At 41.2% G+C, this 22,814-nt stretch carries 21 protein-coding genes and 1 pseudogene; 20 read left to right on the top strand and 2 right to left on the bottom strand.

The window, feature by feature from the left end; translation table 11 throughout:
- Positions 1 to 35: 35 nt before the first annotated feature.
- The 13 genes and pseudogenes from MTT09_RS00300 to MTT09_RS00240 all read left to right on the top strand — a co-directional run bounded on the left by MTT09_RS00300 (position 36) and on the right by MTT09_RS00240 (position 9,995).
- Positions 36 to 2,318: pseudogene (locus MTT09_RS00300) on the top strand (ribonucleoside triphosphate reductase).
- Positions 2,319 to 2,436: 118 nt separating this feature from the next.
- Entirely contained in the window at positions 2,437 to 3,111 is a 675-nt protein-coding gene (locus MTT09_RS00295; protein WP_429801910.1) for an anaerobic ribonucleoside-triphosphate reductase activating protein, read from the top strand.
- A gap of 83 nt (positions 3,112 to 3,194) precedes the next feature.
- Positions 3,195 to 4,340, top strand: coding sequence for an iron-containing alcohol dehydrogenase (locus tag MTT09_RS00290; protein ID WP_429801909.1), 1,146 nt, complete (start codon positions 3,195 to 3,197; stop codon positions 4,338 to 4,340).
- Positions 4,341 to 4,369: 29 nt separating this feature from the next.
- Entirely contained in the window at positions 4,370 to 5,011 is a 642-nt protein-coding gene (locus tag MTT09_RS00285; RefSeq protein ID WP_429801908.1) for an NAD(P)H-binding protein, read from the top strand.
- On the top strand, positions 5,008 to 5,763 hold the full coding sequence (locus tag MTT09_RS00280) for an SDR family NAD(P)-dependent oxidoreductase (RefSeq protein ID WP_429801907.1): 756 nt from the start codon (positions 5,008 to 5,010) through the stop codon (positions 5,761 to 5,763). The genes MTT09_RS00285 and MTT09_RS00280 overlap by 4 nt, the downstream gene beginning before the upstream one ends.
- A 15-nt stretch (positions 5,764 to 5,778) precedes the next feature.
- On the top strand, positions 5,779 to 6,180 hold the full coding sequence (locus tag MTT09_RS00275) for a hypothetical protein (RefSeq protein ID WP_429801906.1): 402 nt from the start codon (positions 5,779 to 5,781) through the stop codon (positions 6,178 to 6,180).
- Positions 6,181 to 6,185: 5 nt separating this feature from the next.
- Positions 6,186 to 6,752: a flavin reductase family protein gene (locus tag MTT09_RS00270; RefSeq protein WP_429801905.1), complete on the top strand. Its 567-nt coding sequence runs from the start codon at positions 6,186 to 6,188 to the stop codon at positions 6,750 to 6,752.
- A gap of 10 nt (positions 6,753 to 6,762) precedes the next feature.
- Positions 6,763 to 8,199 carry a subtype B tannase gene (locus MTT09_RS00265; RefSeq protein ID WP_429801904.1) on the top strand — a complete coding sequence of 479 codons (1,437 nt, stop codon included), beginning with the start codon at positions 6,763 to 6,765 and terminating at the stop codon, positions 8,197 to 8,199.
- Between the two features lie 49 nt (positions 8,200 to 8,248).
- Positions 8,249 to 8,776 (top strand): hypothetical protein, encoded by a 528-nt coding sequence (locus tag MTT09_RS00260; protein WP_429801903.1) that lies wholly within the window; start codon positions 8,249 to 8,251, stop codon positions 8,774 to 8,776.
- A 13-nt stretch (positions 8,777 to 8,789) separates the two neighbouring features.
- On the top strand, positions 8,790 to 9,470 hold the full coding sequence (locus MTT09_RS00255; RefSeq protein ID WP_429801902.1) for a putative quinol monooxygenase: 681 nt from the start codon (positions 8,790 to 8,792) through the stop codon (positions 9,468 to 9,470).
- 8 nt (positions 9,471 to 9,478) lie between these two features.
- A complete protein-coding gene (locus MTT09_RS00250; protein ID WP_429801901.1) occupies positions 9,479 to 9,625 on the top strand; it encodes a hypothetical protein in 147 nt (48 codons plus the stop codon).
- A 5-nt stretch (positions 9,626 to 9,630) separates the two neighbouring features.
- On the top strand, positions 9,631 to 9,804 hold the full coding sequence (locus MTT09_RS00245; protein ID WP_429801900.1) for a tannase/feruloyl esterase family alpha/beta hydrolase: 174 nt from the start codon (positions 9,631 to 9,633) through the stop codon (positions 9,802 to 9,804).
- A gap of 14 nt (positions 9,805 to 9,818) precedes the next feature.
- Positions 9,819 to 9,995, top strand: a complete 177-nt coding sequence (locus tag MTT09_RS00240; protein WP_429801899.1) for a DUF2798 domain-containing protein — start codon at positions 9,819 to 9,821, stop codon at positions 9,993 to 9,995.
- A gap of 91 nt (positions 9,996 to 10,086) precedes the next feature.
- Here the strand turns inward: MTT09_RS00240 and MTT09_RS00235 are convergent, their stop codons facing one another.
- Positions 10,087 to 10,377, bottom strand: coding sequence for a DUF5339 domain-containing protein (locus tag MTT09_RS00235; RefSeq protein WP_002940734.1), 291 nt, complete (start codon positions 10,375 to 10,377; stop codon positions 10,087 to 10,089).
- Positions 10,378 to 10,488: 111 nt separating this feature from the next.
- Complete coding sequence (locus MTT09_RS00230) at positions 10,489 to 11,133, bottom strand: ferritin family protein (RefSeq protein WP_429801898.1); 645 nt, start codon at positions 11,131 to 11,133, stop codon at positions 10,489 to 10,491.
- A gap of 238 nt (positions 11,134 to 11,371) precedes the next feature.
- Here MTT09_RS00230 and MTT09_RS00225 point away from each other — a divergent pair, with 238 nt between their 5' ends.
- The 7 genes from MTT09_RS00225 (at position 11,372) to MTT09_RS00195 (ending at position 22,759) form a co-directional block, all read left to right on the top strand.
- Positions 11,372 to 12,028 (top strand): thiol:disulfide interchange protein DsbA/DsbL, encoded by a 657-nt coding sequence (locus tag MTT09_RS00225; RefSeq protein WP_429801897.1) that lies wholly within the window; start codon positions 11,372 to 11,374, stop codon positions 12,026 to 12,028.
- An 8-nt stretch (positions 12,029 to 12,036) separates the two neighbouring features.
- On the top strand, positions 12,037 to 12,657 hold the full coding sequence (dsbI, locus tag MTT09_RS00220) for a protein-disulfide oxidoreductase DsbI (RefSeq protein ID WP_429801896.1): 621 nt from the start codon (positions 12,037 to 12,039) through the stop codon (positions 12,655 to 12,657).
- Positions 12,658 to 12,704: 47 nt separating this feature from the next.
- Entirely contained in the window at positions 12,705 to 14,354 is a 1,650-nt protein-coding gene (locus tag MTT09_RS00215) for an ATP-binding protein (RefSeq protein ID WP_429801895.1), read from the top strand.
- A 3-nt stretch (positions 14,355 to 14,357) separates the two neighbouring features.
- Positions 14,358 to 15,038 carry a response regulator transcription factor gene (locus tag MTT09_RS00210; RefSeq protein ID WP_429801894.1) on the top strand — a complete coding sequence of 227 codons (681 nt, stop codon included), beginning with the start codon at positions 14,358 to 14,360 and terminating at the stop codon, positions 15,036 to 15,038.
- A gap of 111 nt (positions 15,039 to 15,149) precedes the next feature.
- Positions 15,150 to 15,290: a hypothetical protein gene (locus MTT09_RS00205; RefSeq protein ID WP_429801893.1), complete on the top strand. Its 141-nt coding sequence runs from the start codon at positions 15,150 to 15,152 to the stop codon at positions 15,288 to 15,290.
- A 270-nt stretch (positions 15,291 to 15,560) separates the two neighbouring features.
- Entirely contained in the window at positions 15,561 to 18,503 is a 2,943-nt protein-coding gene (locus tag MTT09_RS00200) for a retention module-containing protein (protein WP_429801892.1), read from the top strand.
- Positions 18,504 to 18,634: 131 nt separating this feature from the next.
- Positions 18,635 to 22,759 carry an Ig-like domain-containing protein gene (locus tag MTT09_RS00195; protein ID WP_429801891.1) on the top strand — a complete coding sequence of 1,375 codons (4,125 nt, stop codon included), beginning with the start codon at positions 18,635 to 18,637 and terminating at the stop codon, positions 22,757 to 22,759.
- Positions 22,760 to 22,814 lie beyond the last annotated feature (55 nt).

The following is a 22,814-nucleotide window of genomic DNA, read 5'->3' as shown; positions in this document are numbered from 1 at the left end:
TCCATATCAAAAAAACAATCAGAAAAGAGCGAGCGATGCGTGAAATTTTAAAACGAGATGGCACAAGGCAAGAATTTGTAGCATACAAGATAGTAGATGCTATAAAAAAGGCATTTGCCAGCGAAAATAAAGCTTATGACGAGCAAGTTTTTACAAATGTAGTCCAAGATATCTTTCAAAAATCAAGTGCGATAACAGTCGAAGACATCCAAGATGCGATAGAAAAAGAGCTATTTGACGGCGGACATTTTGAAGTGCTAAAGAGCTTCATGCTCTACCGCCACACTCACAAGCTCCAACGCGAGCAAATTTTAGGTCTAAACGAAGATACAACCTATATAAACTCAACCCAAACTATAAATGAGTACATAAACGGCACAGACTGGAGAATTTCTGCAAATTCAAACACCAGCTACTCAAACGCAGGCCTTATAAATAACACAGCTGGCAAAGTCATAGCAAACTACTGGCTAGACGCTGTTTATAGCAAAGAAGAAGGCCTAGCTCACAGAAACGGCGACTACCATATCCACGACCTTGACTGCCTCACAGGATACTGCGCTGGCTGGAGCTTAAGGGCTTTACTAAATGAGGGCTTTAACGGCGTTCGTGGCAGGGTCGAGAGCAAAGCGCCAAAGCACTTTAGAGAGGCGCTTTATCAGATGGCAAATTTCTTAGGAATTTTGCAAAGCGAGTGGGCGGGTGCTCAGGCGTTTTCTAGCTTTGACACCTACCTTGCGCCTTACGTCTTCAAAGACGATCTAAGCGACGCCGAGATCAAAAAGGCGATAACTAGCTTCATTTTCAACCTAAACGTCCCTGCGCGCTGGGGACAAAGCCCATTTACAAACGTAACCATAGACATCACCTGCCCAAGCGACCTAAGAGATCAGATCCCAACGAGCGATGACATACACCTTTTTACAAACGTAAAAGATGAGAAAATTTTAAAAAAAGCAAACGAGCGCGGCAGGAAAAATTTGATCGATATGACCTACAAGGACTTCGAGCCTGAGATGGCACGCATAGATAAGGCTTTTTACGAGGTCTTGACAGCTGGCGACAAGTGCTCACAGCCTTTTACATTTCCTATACCAACGGTAAATATCACAGAGGATTTTAACTGGGATAGCGAAGTAGCAGACGTGCTCTTTGAAAATACCGCAAAAATGGGCTCAAGCTACTTTCAAAATTTCATCGGCTCGCAATACACTTATGACGAAAATGGCAACAAGATAGAAAATGAAAACGCCTACAAGCCAGGCCACGTGCGCTCTATGTGCTGCCGCTTGCAACTTGATCTAAGAGAGCTTTTGAAGCGTGGCGGCGGTCTTTTTGGAAGCGCTGAGATGACTGGCTCGATCGGAGTTGTCACTATAAATTTAGCCCGCCTAGGCTATAACTACAAAGGCGATAAGGTCGCACTTTATAATAGACTAAGCTATCTTTTAGACCTAGCTAAATCAACCCTAGAGAAAAAGCGTAAATTTATCCAAGAGATGTATGACAGAGGGCTTTATCCTTACACGGCTAGGTATCTAAAGCACTTTAACAACCACTTTAGCACGATCGGTATAAATGGCATGAACGAGCTACTTAGAAATTTCACTAATGATAAAGAGAACATTTCTACCAAATTTGGACGAGAATTTGCCCTTGAGATGGTTGGCTTTTTGCGCGATAAGATAAGGACATTTCAAGAAGAGAGTGGAAATTTATACAACCTTGAGGCAACTCCAGCTGAGGGCACGACCTACCGCTTTGCCAAAGAGGATAAGAAGCGCTACCCAGACATCATCCAAGCAGGCGAGGGGGATAATATCTACTACACAAACTCAACCCAGCTACCTGCAAATTTCACAGACGACGCTTACGAAGCGCTTGATCTGCAAGATGAACTACAAAGCGCCTACACTGGCGGCACCGTCTTTCACCTATATATGAAAGAGCGCATAAGCTCGGCTAAAGCTTGCAAAGAGCTTGTAAAGAGTATAATCTCAAACTACAAACTCCCATACATCACGATAACGCCAGTCTTTAGCGTCTGCGCAAAGCATGGCTACATAGCTGGCGAGCATGAGTTTTGCCCACTTTGTGATGCAGAGCTTATAGAAAATGAGAAGAAAAAATCCAAATAAGGAGAGAAAATGACAGAAAAAGAAATTTTAGAAAAAGTGCAAGATAAACGCACAAGATGCGTGGTTTATACTCGTGTTATGGGTTATCACAGACCAGTTGAGAGCTTTAATCTCGGTAAAAAAGGCGAGCACAAAGAGCGTGTTAAATTTGACGAATACGCAAGTTGCTGCAAGAGATAAATTTCTTGCCTAAAAACAATAATAAATTTAAAAAAATAAATTAAAATGCGAACCAAAGGCACGCCATTGTGCCTTTTAGTTTAAAAAGGGTCAAATTAGTTTAAAAAGGGTCAAAAACTTGCAAAAAGTCTTTAGTATAACGCCATTTACGACGCTTGACTACCCAGACAAAGTGGCAGCTGTCATTTGGTTTGCTGGGTGCAATATGCGCTGCGGATACTGCTACAACATCGAGGTCGTAAGGTCAAATGGCACTATAAGCTTTAGTGAAGTTTGCGACTTTTTAGACCGCAGGGTCGGCAAGCTAAATGGCATAGTCTTTAGCGGTGGCGAATGCACGGCAAACCCTCTCTTTTTAAGGCTGGCACGCGAGGTAAAGGCGCGCGGTTTTAGCTTAAAGGTCGATACTAACGGCTCGTATCGTGACGTCTTAAAAGAGGCGATAGATGAGGGGCTGATTGATTACATCGCGCTTGATTTTAAAGCTCCAAAAGAGAAATTTATCGGCATCACTGGTTCAAATTTATATGAAAAATTTGCCACAACACTAAAATATCTCATAGAGATAAATTTTAAATTTGAAGTGAGAACGACCGTGCATGCGGACTTGCTAAGCGAAAAGGATATTAGCGAAATGTCTGAGCTACTTTACGAGCTTGGATACAGAGGCAACTACTTTTTACAAAAATTCTTTAACACTGGCGAAAATTTTGGAGGCTTAGGCGATCCAAAAAACAGCTTCGATCCAGATAAGATCACATCAAAACTACCTATCAGACTAAGAAATTTCTAAATTTAGCGCTGATAAAAATAGCTAAAATAAGAAAATTTAACTAAAATTTATACCAAACCACAAAAACAAACAAGGAGAAAAATATGCAAAATTTTAGCTTTTTAAACCCAACGAGAATAGAATTTGGCAAAGACAAAGAGCAAAACATCGGCAAATACATGAAAGAATTTGGCGTAAAAAAGACGCTTATCATCTATGGCAGCGACAGGATCATACAAAACGGACTTTTTGACGTTGCCACAAAGAGCCTAAGCGCAAATGGCATCGAGTTTTGCAAGATAGGTGGCGTGAAGTCAAACCCAGTGCTAAGCAAGGTAAATGAGGCTATAAATTTAGCTAAAAAGCAAGGCGTCGATAGCGTGCTAGCCATAGGCGGTGGCTCTGTGCTTGATAGTGCCAAAGCCGTAGCCGCAGGAGTTAAATATAACGGCGATGTTTGGGACTTTTTTACCGGCAAATGCCCAAAAGAGGCGCTTATGATCTTTGACATCATAACACTAGCTGCAACTGGCTCAGAGATGAACGGCGGAGCAGTCGTCACAAATGAAGCCACAAAAGAGAAATTTGCCATGCACGGCGCTTGTCTCTACCCAAAAGTCTCGGTGGTAAATCCGCTTCTTCAAGCAAGCGTTAGCAAGGAGTATTTGGTCTATTCAGCCTCTGACATCATCGCTCACAGCATCGAGGGCTACTTTACGGCGAGCGTTCAGCCTGAGATCATAAATTTATATATCGAAGCAAACATCAAAACGGTCATGAAAACGACTGAAATTTTACTAAAAGAGCCAGATGATTACGCCGCTAGAGGCGAGTTTGCATGGGCTGCGACGATGGCGCTAAATGGCTTAACTTACGTTGGCACGGCTGGCTACTCATATCCAAACCACATGATCGAGCACGCCATAGGTGCGGTGGTTGATTGCGCACACGGGGCTGGGCTAAGTGTAGTGATGCCAGCTTGGATGAAGTGGTATAAGAGTAGAAATTTAAAGGCATTTAAGCGCTTTGGCAAAGAAATTTTTGGCGTGGATGACGCAGACGAGGCTATTAAAAAGCTAAAAGAGTGGTTTAGCAAGATCGGCACGCCAACAAGCCTCATAGAAATTGGTGTCGATGAGTCAAATTTAGACGAGATCATGGCGCTAGTTTATGACTACGCCAAGGGCAGGGGTTTGGAGCAAATTTATACAAAAGAGGCCATAAGCGAAATTTTTGCCTTAGCGAGATAGAATTTATCCAAAATTTACAAAGGATAAACATGAAAAAAGTCGCCCTTATAGCAGGAGCCAGCGGCGCTGTGGGAAGTGAAATTTTAAAAGATTTATGTGGGAGTGAGCACTATAACAAGGTGGTCGCCCTTGTTAGGCATGAGCTAGAATTTACCCATGAAAAGCTTGAAGTAAAGATAGTAAATTTTGATGATTTTAAAGATGAGGTGCCATTTATCGCTGATGACGTATTTTGCGCGCTTGGCACGACGATGAAAGCCGCAAAGCACAAAGAGCAGTTTTACAAAGTCGATGTGACCTATCCGATAAATTTTGCCAAATTTGGCTTGGAGTGCGGTGCAAAACGCTTTGTCTTGCTCTCAGCTGCAGGGGCAAACAGAAAGTCAGGCTCGTTCTACCTAAAGGCAAAAGGTCAAGCAGAAGCAAAGATAAAAGAGCTTGGATATGGCTCATTTCATATCGCTAGGCTGCCACTTATAGAGGCTGAGAGAAAGGACTTTAGACTTGGCGAGTATCTAGCGATAAAGGCGTTTAAATTTATCCCAAAAGGCTTTTTTGACGAGTATCGTCCGATGAGAGCGGCTGATATCGCTAAAGTGATCGTGCAAGTAGCACAAGATGACCACAGCGACGGTGTGAAAATTTATAATCCGGAGGAATTTACAAAATGAAAAAATATATAGTGATCACTGGGGCAAGCTCAGGCATAGGAGCGGCCGTGGCAAAGGCATTTGCAAGGCGCGGGGAGAATTTGATCCTTGTTGCAAGGCGCGTGGAGCTTTTAGAAGAGTTAAAAAGCGAGATAGCTAAATTTGCAGATGTTGATGTCGTGATAGAAATTTGCGATCTCTCAAAGCAAGAAAATGCCCTAGCTCTTTGGCAAAATTTAGAAAAATTTGAGCTAAAAGCGCTTATAAACAATGCTGGCTTTGGCGACTACGGCAAGGTCGGCGAGCAAAATTTAGAGAAAGTGACGCAGATGATAAATTTAAACATCATCTCTCTTGTGACGCTCTCAACGCTATTTGTAAAAAAATATAGAGAAAAAGAGACAAAACTAATAAATATATCATCAATAGGAGGCTACAAGATCGTGCCAAACGTCGTGACCTACTGCGCTAGCAAATTTTTCGTCAGCGCATTTAGTGAGGGGCTTTACCACGAGCTAGCACAAGACAAGCAGGCGAAGTTGCAGGCTAAAGTGCTGGCCCCAGCCGCTACAAAAACAGAATTTGGTATGGTGGCGACTGATAAAGAGGGCTACGACTACGACAGATCATTTAAGAAGTATCATACGAGTGAAGAGATGGCGGAGTTTTTGCTGCGCCTTTATGATAGTGAGTATTGCGTTGGCTCGGTGGATAGAGATAGCTTTGAGTTTTCACTACACCAGCCCAAATTTGACTATGCGGTCAAGTATTAACAAAAAGGAAAGACAATGAAAAAACTTATGATTATAGCAGTGGCTGGCTTATTAGCCTTTAGCGGATGTGCGAAAAAACAAGCAGAGCCAGCTCCACAAAGCGCGCCAGAGCCAAAGATCGAAAGTAGCGTAGATAGCCACGGCTGCATGCCTTCAGCAGGACAGAGCTACTCTGAGTTTAAAAATGGCTGCGTACAGGTATTTAACGTAGCTGACGTTCGCTTGGACGACCCAGACAACAAGACTTTGGCAGTTTATGGCATATTTAACAAAAAGAAAAATAAAGTAGAAATTTTCTGGGCTAGCCTAGGTAATGAGAGCCAAATTTTAAGCAAAAAGGGCAAGAAATTTGTATCTGAAGATGGCAGCATACAGCTAGAAAAAGCAGGCAAAAAATATAAAATTTCTAAAAAATAAACAAAATGGCACTACAAAAAGTTGATCTAGAAAAGGCCTACCGCCTCATCAACCACGGCCCAACGCTCATCATCTGCGCAAGCCACGACGATGTAGTGGACGCGATGAGCGCCTCTTGGGTCTGCCCGCTAGACTACGACAAGGTAACAGCAGTCGTAGCCTCTGGCTCATTTACACGCACGCTTTTTGAAAAGAGCGGTAAATTTGGCCTTTGTGTGCCATTTTTCAAGGATACCGCCCTTGTCGCAAGACTTGGCACGACCAGCATGCACAGCGACAAAGAGAAGCTTGCTGGCGTGGAGATGTTTTACGAAAATGGCGTGCCTTTGCTAAAAGAGTGCGCAGCCTACATGGTTTGCGAGATCATAAAAGACGCCAAAAACGAGAGCGAGTTTGACCTTTTTAAGGCCAAAGTCGTGGCAGCCTACGCTGATACGCGCGTTTTTGAGGGCGGCCACTGGAAATTTGAAAATTTAGATGACGAGCTAAAGACGCCTCACTACATAGCTGGCGGGCAGTTTTATGCTGACGGAGCGGCGAAATTTGAGGAAAGGGCAGCCATTATTGGTTAAAGGACGAAGTATGAAAAGCGCAAAATACCTAGTTTTGGCGGTTTGCTTGGCTGGGGCGTGCTTTGGAAATGAGCTTAAATTCGATAAGAGTAAATTTGAGCTAAAAAGCGTGCAAGTTGGCGAGAGAACGCTTAAATTTAGAGCTTACGAGGGCATAGTCTATGTGGCAAAGCCAACGAGCGACTATGAGGTGCTAAATTTTTATGTGCCAGAGGGTAAATTTGACGATAAAACTACGGCTATTTTTATGCCAAATGGCATAGGCGGCTACATGCCAGCTAAACCGCAAAGGCCAGAAACCAAAAACGAAAAGCCAAATGCCACTCTCGAAGCGCTTCTTAGAGGCTACGTCGTGGCAAGCGTTGGCGCTAGGGGCAGGACGCTAAAAGATGGTGAGAAATTTATCGGCAAAGCACCAGCTGCGATAGTCGATCTAAAAGCGGCCGTTAGATATCTTAAATTTAACGACAAATTTATGCCAGGCGACGCAAATAAGATCATCTCAAATGGCACGAGCGCAGGCGGCGCGATGTCAGCACTTCTAGGCGTTAGCGCAAATGCAAAAGAGTATGAGCCATATCTTAAAGAGCTAGGCGCTGCAAAGGCGGACGATCAAATTTATGCCGTCTCAGCCTACTGCCCTGTTACAAATTTAGAGCATGAGGACGAGGCGTATGAGTGGATGTTTGGGGATTTGGATAAATTTGAAAGGATTGATTTTGCAAGTCTTGATGCGAGCACTTTTAACGACAGAAGCAAAAAGCCAAAGATGATCACAGGCGAGCTAAACGCCACGCAAAAAGAGCTTTCACGTGAGTTAAAGAGTAAATTCCCAGCCTATCTAAACTCGCTAAATTTAAAAGACGCCAAAGGCCACGCACTAAGCCTTGATGAAAATGGCGAGGGCAGCTTCAAGGAGTATATAAACGCCCTCATCTCAAAGGCATTTACCGCTACAAAAAACAGCGATAAAAGCACGCTTACGCCTAAATTTATAACTCTTGACACGCAGGGCTGCGAGCTTGGATATACGTTTAAGCTAGAAGACTTTATCGCTTCGCTAAAACGTGCCAAAGCACCAGTTGCCTTTGACGGCCTAGCTCTTGAAACGCCTGAAAACGACCTTTTTGGTGATAGCAAAACGCCTGCAAAGCACTTTACTAAATTTGCAAAAGAGCGAAGCGAGGGCGAGATGGCGGATGCTAGCGTCATAAAGATGATGAATGCGATGAACTACACCGCAAACAAAAACGGAGCGAAATTTTACCGCATAAGGCAGGGCACAAACGACACCGACCTAGCCCTTGCAGTGCCTGCTATGCTCGCACTCTCGCTTAAAAATGCTGGCAAAGAGGTTGATTTCGAAGCGGTCTGGGGACAAGGACACGGCGGAGACTACGACTTAGACGAGCTTTTTGCTTGGATAAAAAGAGTTTTAGAAAAATAAAATTAAGGAGAAAGTATGAGAAATTTTAAAATTTTCAAGGAGAATGAGAATGAGAAATAAAGCATTAATTGCAGCATTTGTTGTAGGATTTGTTGGTTGCATAAATTTAAATGCCTACTATGGATCTGATGTTTTTAATAAACATTTAAGAGGAGAAGCTAAAGAAGAAGTAGTTGATTGTGATGATCCAAAAAATATACCTAATTATATTGGTGGTTCAATGGTAAGTGGCAAGGAAGAGTGTGATGTCAATCGCGGTACCGCTGCTAGAGCTAAACAAGAACTAGATAGGACTATCGGTAGAAACCCAGTCACTGGTAAGGTCACATCAAAGGCTGAACTACTAGGTGGTAATAAAGCTACAAATAACCTTGAAAAAGCACAAAAGAACTATGGTAAAAGGGAATTTGAGCTTGAAGAGGCAGAAAAAGCCTATGCTGATAACCCAAGTGTCAAAAACTCTAACTGCAACTCTAACTGCTTAGAAAAAGCACGTAAAGCCTTTAAAAAAGCACAGCTTGACCTTGAGGCAGCAGAAGAGATAAAAGCTAAGGCTGATATGAAAAAGGCGAAATGATAAGGGGAATTTGATGTTTAAAAAGCTATTTTTACTAGCAGTTTTGGCGGCTTTTGCCTTTGGGGCGGAGGCGAAAGTGAGCTTATATGAGCTATTTTCAACGCCAAATAATAAGAGTTTGCTAAAGCAGCTTGGCAGGGAAAAAATACTAAGCTCAAAGAGCGAGCCAGGCACGCAGGCGATCTTTTTTGCGAGCGCAAAGAGCAAGCCAGAGCTATTTTACGTGCTTGAGTTTTACAAGGACGAGACGGCTTATAAAAAGCATCTAAGCTCGGCGCACTATAAGAAATTTGCAAGCGCAAGCGCTGAAATTTTAGCTAGCAAAAAGGCTATCAGCGTGAAAAAACGGGCCGCGTTTTCAAAAAATTTAACGCCAGAGCGCCTAAAAGATGCCTACTTTCACATCACAAACTTAAGCCTAAAGGCAAAGAGCGATGCGAAATTTGAAAAGATCATCAAAAAATATATGCAAAAAAGCATAGATGAGGGTGCTTACGCGCAGTTTGCCTTTAGTCAAAAGGATGCACCAAACAAATGGGTGCTGGTTGAAATTTACAAAGACGAAGCTAGCTTTGAGAGCTACCGCCACAGCGAAAACTACAAGGCTTACGCCAAAGAGCGAGCTGGGCTGATAGAGGAATTTGACGGCTTTGGCCTAAAAAACGAGACCTCATTTAGCAAGGTAAAATTTTAGGAGATGTTATGAATAAAATTTCACTTTTTTGCGCACTAGCGCTCATTGGCAGCACGGCTTTTGCCCTTGATAAGGCAGGATGTGTGAGTTTAAAAGATGTGAAAATTTTAAATAACGAGATGAAAGATGGGGGAGTGAGAGCGGCAACGGCATAGATGACGTGGACCCGCTTGGTGCGCTTGAAGCGTGGCACGAAAAGGGCGAAGCGCCAAAGAGTATGCTAGCAAAAAGCAAGACCTATGCTGACAAGGAATTTTTAGTGTGTGCCTATCCAAAGGTGGCTACATACGTAGGCGGTGACGCAAGCAAGGCATGTAGCTTTGTTTGTAAATAAATTTAGGTGGAAATTTGATACCAGTAAAATTTTATAGATATGTTTTTGCGTTTATAATGTCAGCATTTATGGCATTTTTTATGTCATTTGTGCTCACGTATCTAAATCTTGGCTTTGTTGATGGCTTTGTGAAAATTTGGCTAACTGCTTATGTAAAAGCCTTTGTGGTGGCGTATCCTGTGCTTTGCTAGTTTCGCCGTCTGTTGCAAAGATCACGCAAAATTTATGTAAAAAAGAGAGTTAAATTTGAAGAGTGGCTAGAGAGCCTAGCCACGTGAAGGTTTATTTTAAAAGACCTTGTTTTTTCATTTGGTCCATTACTTGAGCAAACATCTCTTTAGCTTGTTTGCAAGTAGCGTCTTGTTGCTCTTTTGGTAAAGAAGCTAGTTGATCCATTGATTGTTTCTTTTGATCTTCATACATTTTTACTTGTTGCTCTTGACCAGCTTGTTTGTAAGCTTCAACCATCTTATCGATGTCTGAGAAGTAAGACTTGCAAGTATCTGTAAGATCTGCAGCGTTTAGGCTTAGTGCAAAGCCAAGAGTAGCTAAAACTAAAAGTGATTTTTTCATTTTTTCTCCTTGTGAAAAAGTATGTGAAAGTATAACATTTTTGATAGTGGTTGTGTGCTTAAAAAATTATAAATTTAGCCAAGACAAGCGCCTTGGCTATTTTGGCTATTTTTAGCCTAGAAATTCGCGTTTAAAATACTCTTTTGGAGCTTTGCAAAGTGGGCAAGCGCCTGGAGCTTTTTTACCTCTGTGAACGTGTCCGCATACTTCACAAACCCAGATATCTTCTTCGTCGCTCTCAAAAAAGCCCTCTTCATCAAGCATCTTTTTAAGCTCTAAATACTCTCTTTCGTGCTCAACTTCAACCTTGCCGATCGCGTTAAATAGCCTCTCAATATCTCTTAGCTCTTCTTCTTTTGCGATCTTTGCAAAGTCTGGATACATCGTCGTATGCTCGTAGTTTTCGCCAGCTGCAGCGTCAAGTAAGTTTTTATCCATCTTATCGATCGGATCGTTCATCATCTCATGATATTTCTTAAATTCAGCCCTTGCGTGCCATTTCTCGTTTTCAGCTGCCTCGTAAAAGTGTCTAGCTATCGCGTGATAGCCTGCTTCTTTAGCTAGGTCGCCGTAAAGCTCGTATTTGTTTCTAGCTTGTGACTCGCCAGCAAATGCCTTCATCAAATTTACCGCTGTTAAATTTTCAGTCACACATTTCATCTCTTCGCCGCAACAGGTTAGTGTGCCGCCGCCAACTTTTTGAACTTCGATCTCGTTGCCGCATTTTTCGCATTTGTATGTTTCGTACTGTCTCATTTTGACTCCTATTTTGATAAAATTTGGGGCGATTATAACTCAATAAATAAAATATGTAAATAATAATTTTTATTGATAACGTATATTATTTTTATAAATTTAACAAAAAACAAAAAACCAAATCCATCATCATAAATTTAAAATAGACAAATTTCAGCCAAAATTTATTCTAGCGTTAAAAGTGCGGTTGAGCTTGGTTGTAGAATAACTCAAAATAAATCATCCAAAGGAGAATATTATGAGTTTTCTATCTAAATTTAGTAAGGCTATCTTTGCTGTTGCGGTAGCTGGAGCGATTAGTGCAAACGCATTTAGTGAGGGCGAGGACTACGTCAATCTTGAAAAGCCACTAAGTGTGGGACAAAATACGCTAGTTAAGGTTTTTAGCTATGCTTGCCCATTTTGCTACAAGTACGACAAGAGCGTCACTCCAAAGGTAGTTGAGAAAATTCCTGGCCTAAAATACGAGCCATTTCACCTAAAGACAAAGGGCGATTATGGCGAGGTTGCGAGCAAGGTTTTTGCCGTGCTTATCACTATGGACGAGGCAAAGGGAGTGAGCTTGTTTGATGAAAATTCGCTATTTAAAAAGGCTAAATTTGCCTACTACAAGGCTTATCACGACAAAAAAGAGCGCTGGGGCGATGGCAAAGATGTTGAGGGCTTTTTAAAGACTGGACTTGATGCAGCTGGCGTTAGCAAAGCAGACTACGAAAAAGAGCTGGCTAATCCAAAAGTGACTGAGCTACTTAAAAAGTGGGATGAGAGCTATGATGTGGCTAAAATTCAAGGCGTGCCAGCATTTGTCGTAAATGGCAAATATCTCATCATGACAAAATCAATCAGCTCACTTGACGGCATGGCAGCACTCATCGAAGAGCTTCTTAAAAAATAAGGCGCCACATGAGCTTTTTTAAAAAAATGGCTAAATTTCAAGACTCACGCATCTCTTGGGCGATCCTGGTCTTTGTGAGCGTTGCGCTTGTTGTCATCGCGCACTCGCTCTTTCAAAACTACGCCTATATGCCACCTTGCGAGCAGTGCGTCTATATACGTTTTGCCTTTTTATGTATGGCACTTGGCGGCGTGATCGCTATCATAAACCCTAAAAATTTGCTCTTTGCCTTAGTTGGCTACGTCTTTGCCTTTTGGGGAGCGGTGCAGGGCATAATGTATAGCGTGAAGCTAGCCAAAATCCACGATGCGGTGCATGGCGATGATCCTTTTGGCGTGCAGGGCTGCTCGACTGAGCCACACTATCCATTTGGCTTGCCACTTGAGAAGTGGGCGCCTGACTGGTTTATGCCTACAGGCGACTGCGGCTATGACAGCCCTATGGTGCCTGATGGCGTGGTGCTAAGCGATCTGCAAAAGAGCATAGTTGATCTTTACGCAGATGGCTGGTATCTTGTGCCGTCTTCTAAATTTATGTCGATGGCGGATTGCACGCTACTTGGCTTTAGTATTTGCTTTGTTGTGCTTGCACTTATGCTTGTTTCAAAGCTCTTATCTTTTAAAAATTAAATTTTAGTTAGCCCTATTTTTGGGCTAACTTAGGATATACTGCGCGCATGGGTATTAATTTAAAATCACAAAATATTAAAATTTATGCGATCATCTTGCTAGCAAGCCTCTTTGTCGTGCTTCTTGGGCTAAATAGCTACAACAATGCGAAAGAAAAGATCATCGAGCTATCTGATAAAAACAACATCGCAGTTAGTAAAAACATCGTTAGCAACTTTCAAATTTGGCTTGATGAGCGCTTAAATTCACTCATTCGTGCGTCAAAATTTATCCAAAACTCTGGCATCATTGATGACGATACTAGAGTGGCAAATTTCATAAAGCTCTTTAAAGAAAATGCGAAAGAATTTGATCTCATGCAGCTTCTAAGAGAGGATGGCGAGATCTTTGTAGATGGGCAAAAGATCTCAGAAGAGGTGATGTCAAAGCGCGAGCGAGCGGGGCTTATCTGGTATGTCGAGACAAAAAATACAAATGCTCCAAGCGTAAATTTCATGCAAAATCACAAAATTTTAAAAGACTCAACTTTAAATTTATGCGTGCCAGTTGAAAAAGACGCGAAATTTGAGGCGGCACTTTGCGGTGTCGTGCGCATAGGCACTATCTTTGATAGCATCAAAAACTTTAGCCTTGCGCCAAATTCTTACTCATTTTTAGTAACTCACAGCGGCGAGATCCTCACATCAATGGCTGATGCGACGCTAAAAAGAGAGATCGAGGAGAAATTTAAGGAGCTATTTTTAAAAGATGAAGACATCACTAGCCTAAAGATAGGGCAAAATTTGATCCAAGTAGCCAAGATACCGATGATGAACTGGTTTATCGGAGCTGGCACAAACAACGAAGAAGAAATTTTAGCCATGACAAGAGAGGCGCTAAAAAACGCCCTAAATTTACTCTTTGCCTTCGTCGCACTTGCGTTTTTGGCAAACAGCCTGCACAACTTCATGTATAACAAGATAAAAAAGGTGCAAGATGAGTACGAGACCTTGCTAGCGCACAGAGCCAAGATGAGCGAGGCTGGAGAGCTCATAAGCGGCATAAGTCATCAGTTCATCCAGCCAGTAAATTCGCTAAAACTGATGTTAAGCTCGGCGATAATGCTAAAAAAAGAGGGCAAGCTAAGCGATGAGGAGCTTGTAAATTTACTAAAAAAAGGGCAAAGCTCGATCGAGCTTCTTTCAAAAACAATCGAAATTTTTAGAAATTTTTACAAAAGCGCTGAAAATGTGAGCGAATTTGAGATCCAAACAAGCGTTAGAAATTTAATAACACTTATGCACACAGAGCTTAGCCGTGCAAATGTGAGCGTGAAATTTAGCGGATTTGAAGAGATGAAGGTCTGTCAGATAGAAAACATCATCCAGCAAATTTTGCTAATCCTAATCCACAACGCAAAGGACTCACTAGTTGAGAGCTACAAAGATGAGCCGCTAAAACGCGTGATAGAGCTTAAATTTAGAAGCTTTGAAGATAAGTGCTACATCGGCGTTTATGATAATGGCGGCGGCGTGAGCTACGAGATGAGTAAGAAAATTTTTACCTGGCTAAACACGACTAAAAAACAAGGAAATGGCATAGGACTTTACTTTGCTAAAAAGCTCGCGCGCGAGAAGCTAAATGGTGACATCACGCTTGCGCACAACCTAAAGCCTACGATTTTTGAGCTAAGCTTTGATAAGAATTTAAAGGGTTAAAAGATGCAAGAGGCACTAGAAATTTTAAAAAAAGTATCTATCTTAGTAGCCGAAGATGACGAGATGGCAAGGGAGCTCATCATCACTGGACTTAAGCCATACTGTGGTCAGGTCGTAGGCGCAAAAGATGGGCAAGATGGGCTGGAGAAATTTAAAAAACAGGGTTTTGACATCGTGATGAGTGACATTCACATGCCGGTGCTAAATGGCTTTGAGATGATGAATGAGATAAAAAAGCTAAAACCTCATCAGAAATTTATCGTCTTTACCTCGTATGATAGCGATGAAAATTTGATCAAGAGCTATGAGCAGGGGGCGACCTTGTTTTTGAAAAAGCCTATCGATATAAAAGATCTTAGATCGATGTTAATAAGCCTAAGCTTCGAGCGAGATGAGAAGCTAGTGCGCCTAAGTGATGAGGTGAGCATAAATTTAAAAAGAGAGAAAATTTATAAAAACGGCAGTGAGCTATACCTTAGCTTCTTGCAAAATAAGATATTTTGGCTATTTGCCTACAACCTAAACAAGCTTGTCACCTACGAGATGATAGAGGAATTTGTCTATGAGAGCACCGAGGTGAGCAAGGCTGCTATACAAAATGTCGTTTTGCGCCTAAAACGCGAGCTTGGCGTGAAATTTAAAAACATCAGCGAGAGTGGGTATATCTTAGTCTCCAAGAGCTAAAAAGTATAAATTCAAAATAACAAAACTAATATATTTATATAAGAAAATCTTAAAAGTAGTGATAAATTTATGTTACTCTAGGCTAAAATTTATAGAAAAAGAGATGAAAATTTGCAAAATTTGATAGATAAACTTAAGAAAATTTATGTCACAAGTGGGTATAAATTTATGATAGTTATAAATAAAAAACATTTTGATATAAAAAGGCTAAATTTGGTGATAATAAGGCTAGATAAAGGCTTTTTTGATTAAGAATTTATGCGTTTAAAATGAAAAAAATTTTGTGACATTTTTGGGTTATTTTATCAACTACTATGCTATTTTGATGAACAAAAACTTAAAATTTTAAAATTTATATAGATAAATATAAAAATTTTCACACATTTATAAAAAATTTACACATTATTAACCCCTAAACTTAGGCTTTTCTTAAGGGTATTGTACCAAAGTACAATATAACTAAATTTTTTTCTTGGCTAAAATCTTGATATAGATCAATAAAATCCAAAGGGAGGCACTAAGATGCAAAAGTTAGGCGTTATCAAAAATATCCTAGGCGGTGAAATCGTAGCTGTTGATAAAAGCGGCAACGAAAGAGTCTTGAAGGTGGGCGATAGCATTTTTGAAGGCGAAACGATAAAGGCTAATGGCTCTGCAAAAGCAGTGATCGCAGCAAACGACGGCAAAGAGGTCAGCTTGCAAAATGGCGAAAGTCTGAGCCTAGACAAAGAGGCAAATGCACTTAGTGACAACCCAGAGATAGCCTCTATCCAAAAAGCCTTACTAAACGGCGCAAACATCACAGACCTTGAAGAGACTGCAGCTGGTGGCAACCAAGGCGGTGGCAATGCTACTGGAGATGGCGTGAGTTTAGGCGCTGCAAGCTTTGCTGAGGGTGGCCACTACTCAAATATCAATGAAAACTATAGAAATTTAACCGACGCAAATAGAGCTTTTCAAACCCCAGAAAACTCAATAGGCGGCTATAATGATGCAGGCACAGATGCAGATACGACAACTCCTATCTCACCAGCTACGCCTGTCACCCCAAGCACCCCAGTAACACCACCAACTCCGAGTACGCCAAGCACTCCTGGCGTCACCGTAACTCCAGGCACCCCTTCACCTGCTAATCCTCCAGTCATCACGCCTCGCCCTGGTGCAGTAGAGATCACTACTAGCTTGGATCCTGCTGCTAGCGAGGTAAGAGAGAGCGACGCAGGGGCAAACGGCGAGGGCGGACGCTATCTTGTTTATAAACTAGGTCTATCAGGCACACCAGTAAGCCCAAGTGGTGAGACTACAGATCTAGGTTTAAATTTCCTTGGCGGCACTAGAGGAGAGGATTATTCAAGTGTGGTTGAGTACTCGACTGACAATGGAGCGACATTTCAGCCACTATCAGGCTACACGATAACTGGCGTAAATATAGAAGACATCTCAAAAGTGCAAGTAAGGATAAAGGTGCTTGACGATAACGGCCAAGACACCACAAAAGGTCCTTTGCATCACAACCAAAACGAGGGCGAGAACACTGGCCCTCAAGGCATGACTATCGACAACGTACAAAAAACTGATATGGTGGATAACTTTGCTGTATTTAAAGAGGGTGTAAAACTAAGTGTAACGCCAAGCAGTAGTTATCTGCTACCAACAACTAATGCAAATATGGCTGAAGGCAAGATCATAGACAATGACGACAACATCGAGCTAAATAAAGATATCAAAGGAAATATCGCAAACCACACAAATTTAAACACAAATGATGGCGATGATACGGTTAGTATAAAAGCAAATTTAGAAAATTTACACTTAGATACTGGCTCTGGCAACGATGTGGTGAATTTTGATAAAGAGGTTACTATTAGCGGTACTAAAAATAGCCCTAGCGTAGGTGGTGTTCTTGGACATTATAATAGCACTACTATAAACCTTGGTAGAGGCGATGACGTAGTAAATATAAATGCTGATCTTAGTATATTTAAAGCCAATATTAACCTTGGCGCATATACTCCTAGCTCAAGCGATAGCGCTCGCGTCGAAGCAGGAAATAACACTTTAAATATCAATGCAAATATCCTTGGCAAAGAAACATTTAAAGTTATAGATCCTAATATCCATAATAGCTGGTACAACGATAACCAGATCCACACAGGTGACGGCGATGATGTGGTAAATGTAAAAGATGGTGTGAGGATAGAAAGAGTAAATATCCGGATGGATACTGGTAGCAATACCTTTAAAGCAAACAATATAACTATGACAGATGCGTGGGTGGATACTAGCGATAGATACTCTGAGGCAAGAGATGTAAATACTATGGAGATATCAAACTCTACGCTAACAAATGTAAATTTAAATAGAGAGTCACAAGATGCAGTGCTGGGATATCAAAGTCTAAAACTAGATAATAACAAAGGCGAAAGCGTTACAGCTTATGCAAAAGACCTACTTGAAGTAAAAGGCAATAATGATGGCAATAGTCACTATGAAACTGGATCATTTAGCTCAGCCCACGTTATAGCAGACGGCATAAGCATAGGTCAAGCGGGCTTTAGTAATAAAACAGGTGTTGATTTTACAGCTGATATATCAAATTTAACAGCTAAAACTCGTGTGTGGGTAACTAGCTATGGCGAAAGTAATGATACGATAAATTTTAAAGGTAACAACATCTTAAATAACCTTGAGGATTCAAGTAGTGCTGATATAGATACAAGAGGTGGCAACGATACTATAAATTTTGAAGGCAAAAACGTAGCTGGCGCCATCAATATAAATACTGACGCTGGCAATGACACCATAAATATCGGCGGCGAAACTAAATTTGGCGGAACACATGAAAAATATGTATATAAAAGCGTTCAGTTCTCTAGCATAAACATGGGCGATGGCGACGATACGATAAATATCGACAAAGGCGCTGAGCTAAAAAGCACTACCATAAGAATGGGCGATGGCGACGACGTTGTAAATTTAAATGGTAGTTTAAAACATGCTGGTGGTACATACTGGGATGGCTCAAGTACTATTGATCTAGGTAGTGGCAACGATATCATACATATCGGCAAGGACGCAGAGATAAATGCAGATGGCTGGACTACTTCTGGTGGTATTGGGCATAAAGAGCATAATGGTATCGTTATCCAAGGTGGAGCAGGCACTGATACGCTAGATCTTGCTGGAAATATCGACTTTAGCAAGGTAGCTGGCTTTGAGAAAATTACCCTTGGTGGAAACGCAAACAACGTAACACTAAATTTAACACTAGATGACGTGCTAAATATCACTCGTGGAAATGTGAGCAACACTCTTAGGATAGATGGCGAAAATGGCGATCAAGTAGATATGTCAGCCTTTAGCAAAGGTGGGGTAAATTCTGAAGGGTATACAGAGTACTCAGCAACGTCTAATGGCACGACATTTACCATCGAGATAAAAGACGAAATAGTCTTACACTCTTAAATTTCATGCCCTAGTCTCCCAAAACTAGGGCAAATTCTTACAAAATTTCAAATTTTAGTACCATAGTACAATTTACAAAGCTTTTTTAAGATATTAAAATACGTTCAAAATTTTTTAGATAAGGAAGTAAAATGGCAACAAGGATAGGCGTAATCAAAAGCATCTCACAAGGATCAAGCGTAATCGCAACTGCAAAGGATGGCACACAAAGAGTGTTAAAAGTAGGCGATGAAATTTTTCTTGGTGAGACTATACAAACAACTGATTTTGACTCAAAAGTAGTCATAACTGCAAACGATGGTAAAGATATCGCGATCATCGGAAAAGATACCCTAAATTTAGACAAGAGCGTAGCTCACAACGATAGCTTTGGCGACGATAGCGTAGCTGATGTAAGTGCTATACAAAAAGCACTTCTTGATGGTGCAAACATCACTGATCTTGAAGAGACTGCAGCTGGCGGTAACCAAGGTGGCAACGCTGGTGGAGACGGCGTAAGCTTAGGTGCAGCAAGCTTTGAAGAGGGCGGTCACTACTCAAACATTACTGATGATTATAGAAATTTACCTGACTCAAATAGAGTCTTTCAAACTCCAGAGAACTCAATCGGTGGCTACAATGACGGCAATGACGCAGGTGATGTAACTCCTGTTGCACCAGTCATACCTCCAATCAGCGTTGATATCAAAACTTTAACTGATGATTTTGGAACTATAAAAGGCGATTACAGCTTAGACGCGCCAAGCGTACCTCGCACAAATGACGCTACTCCAACTATAAGTGGCACAGTTGAGCCTACTGCTGTAAGAGCGGTTGTTAGCGTACTTGATAAGAACGGACACGAAGTCTTTTCAAAAACTCTAAATCCAAGCGACTATACTGATGGTACATTTAAATTTACAACCAACCAGCTTGTAGTTGACGGCGACTATAAAGTAGAGATAACAGCTACAGGAAGAGACGGCAAGACTGCAACCGATAGTGGTAGCTTTGTACTTGATACAGTTGCAAAAATAACTATAAACGTTGAAACTGAGATGAGCCTTGTAAAAGAGTCTGAGATGAGTAGCGGACTAAAAGGAAATTTCTGGTTTAACCACATCTATGAGCCAGGCGTAAGCGGTACTGAGCTAAGACCTTATGCCTTTAATAATACAACATACGCTCATGATGGTATGAAGCAAAATGACTTTATCGAATACTATATGAACAACACCAAACCTTGGGCAAGCTTTAAAGCAAAAGAGTTAAATTTCCAACAAGGTAAAGGTGGAGATAGGGATAACACTGATAACGACGCAGGAACAGTCTCAGGACTTGACGGCGCTCACAATATGATAGGCAAGATCGATCTTGACGGTAACAAAGTAACTCCAAATGGCGAGTGGGTAGCTCCAAATTTAAAAGCACTTGAGTATTTTATCGACAATGCAAAAGGTAGCGATATTCATCCCCTAAGAGATGCTCCTAATGGCAAAAACACAACAGCTGGGGCGATGGTAAATTTAAAAGGCACTATGTATCTTGAGCCAGGGGACTATAAATTTGACGCAAAAGGCACTGACGATAGCGTGAGATTTAAGGTTGATGGCGTTACTATGGTCGATTATGACACTATCCACTCAGAAAATAGAGCCACAGTTACAACTTTACACGTTGATAAAGCAGGATACTACGACTTTGATATGAGCTATGCAAACTACATCTATTGGGGCAAGCTAAAACTAACAGTTTCAAAAGATGGCGGACCTGAGAGCATACTTGGCTCAGAGGCAAGTGGCATAAAACTAAATTCAACCGACTTTGACAGTTACGTAGATACAGTAACAAGAAATGTCTATAAAGTAACTCAAAAGATCACAGGAACTGTGGATAATGTAGAAGATGGACAGATCGTAACTGTCACATCAAGCACCGGCGAAAGCCATACAGCAGTTGTAAAAGACGGTAAATACGAAGTTGAGTTTAAAACTAGCGATCCAAAAGCGACATACACAGCTAAAGTTAGCGACCTTGTAGGCAACGAGGCGCAGGCAGAATCAACTAAACTAAATAATGTCGCTACAGACCTAATAGATGCGACCGATGATGATGCAAGCAGTGTAAGTGCAAATACAAATACAGGTATAAATGACGCAACTAAATATTATAAATATACAACTGACGACATCGCTCAAACTGATAAATTTTCAACTAATGCACCACTACCAGTACTAAGCGATAAGACTCCGACATTTACGGGCAGCATAGATAGCAGCGCAACTAAAGCTATCATCACTGTTCTTGATAAAAATGGACATGAAGTCTTTACAAAAGAGCTTAGCCAAAGCGAATTTGCAAATGGTAAATTTGAAGTCACATCTAATGAACTAAATGACGGCAAATATAACATCAAAGCAACTGCTGTCTTTTCAAATGGCGACAAGAGCACGATAGTTAGCGAATTTGTAGTTGATAAGACTCCAGTTACTATAGAAAACATCAAGATCATCGAAAATGATGGCGAGGGACTACACCATACGCTTAAATTTAACCTCAAAAACTATGAGGATGGCGATAAGATCGAGAGTATAAAAATCGTAACTGCTGACGGAACTACTAACGTAATCTCTGTTGGCACTACTAAGCCAACTAATGGCGTGCTAAGCTTTTATTACGATCACAAGATAAAGCTAGGCGATAAGATCGAAGTTGAGATGACTGATAAGGCTGGTACAAAATATACTCACGTAAATGAAATTTTAGTTCCAACTATGACGCAGTTTGAAAACGGCAACGACACAACTACAAATGCAAACAACCGTTCAGCTGAGAAGTTGTGGGGCACTATGGAGATGAGTGAGAGTGGCTTTAGGGCTGATGGCTCAAGGATCGTTTCAAACGACGCTGTGCCATACCTAAGAGCTGTGATCCCAGAAGATGCAACAGCTGGTAATGCTAGCGACAATCAAACTGTAAGCGAGTTTTTAAATAGTGGTAGAGGCATAACATGGGGCACTGGCGATGTTAGATTTGTAGCAACTAACGTTGATAGAGGTGTTTCAAAAGAGCTATTATCTCAATCGATAGAAAAACCAATAGGCAATGTAACGCCTGATCACTACAATAGACTTACAGGCTATAACAACAGACTTGATGCCGCTGGCAAGATGGCTGATGGCGTTTATAAAATTTCTATCGATGGTAAATATCAAGGTGGAGATGAGCTACTTTACAACTCTATCAAATTTACGATCGATGCAACAGCTGCAACTATAAGTAACTCAAATTTAAGCTATGACGCAGCGACTGGTAAAACAACATGGAGTGGAATTTTAAGTGAAAATGGAGTTGGCGCAAGCTATACGCTAAAAGAGCACTTTGAAGAGGCGGTAAAAGGTATAGCTCTAAAAGATAGTATCACACTAAGAGGTGCTGATGGACACATCATAGCTGCAAATTCTGTAACGCTTGATGAAAATGGAAATTTCGAAGCAGTGTTTAACGGCGATGTAAAAGCAAGCGATGTCTATCTACAAATTTCTGATATCGCTAAAAATACAAGAGTAGTTGCAGACAATGACAATGATAACGTGATCACAACTACTGAAGGTAATGACATCATCAATGTTGGAAATGGCGATAACATCATACACGCAGGACGCGGTGAAAATGAAATTCGCACAGGCAATGGCAACAATGTAATCATAACTGGCGATAACAACGACGTCATAACCACAGGAAGTGGTAACGACTACATCGACGCTGGCAGAAGTGGCTATACTGGCGCAAACAAAGGCGATCTAGTAAATGCTGGCGCTGGCAATGATAAGGTTGTATTTACTTTTGATAATCCAAGAGCAGCTCTATCTCAAAGTCTAGATGGCGGAGAGGGCACAGATACGCTTATCATGCGTCCAGTGGCAAAGGATGGCACTATCGACTTTGATAAGATAGATAATAAGTCTTTAACTAATGCTATCAAGAATTTTGAAGAGATCCAGCTTGGCATGGATGAGCATGGCAATGACAACCAAGATGTTAAGCTACTAAATTTAAAAGCAGATAATGTATTTAGCATCACTGATGATGTAAATACTATCTTAAAAATAAGCGGCGACAACAAAGATAGCGTTTCATTAAAAGGATTTACTGAGGCTACAAATCAAAGTGGTGTTGAGCATGGATATACAAGATATGAGGGTCAAACAAGCTCAGACACTCCAAAAACTATCTATATAGATGTCGATAACGATATAAACAAACAACTTGTATAAAATTTGGGCTTTTTAGCCCAAATTCTTCTTTTAAATTCCTATTTTTACTCCTAAA

The organism is Campylobacter concisus (assembly GCF_050447505.1).
Taxonomy (GTDB): Bacteria; Campylobacterota; Campylobacteria; order Campylobacterales; family Campylobacteraceae; genus Campylobacter_A; species Campylobacter_A concisus_BP.
Note: the sequence above shows the minus strand (reverse complement) of the source record. Positions and strands in the feature narration are given on the sequence as shown.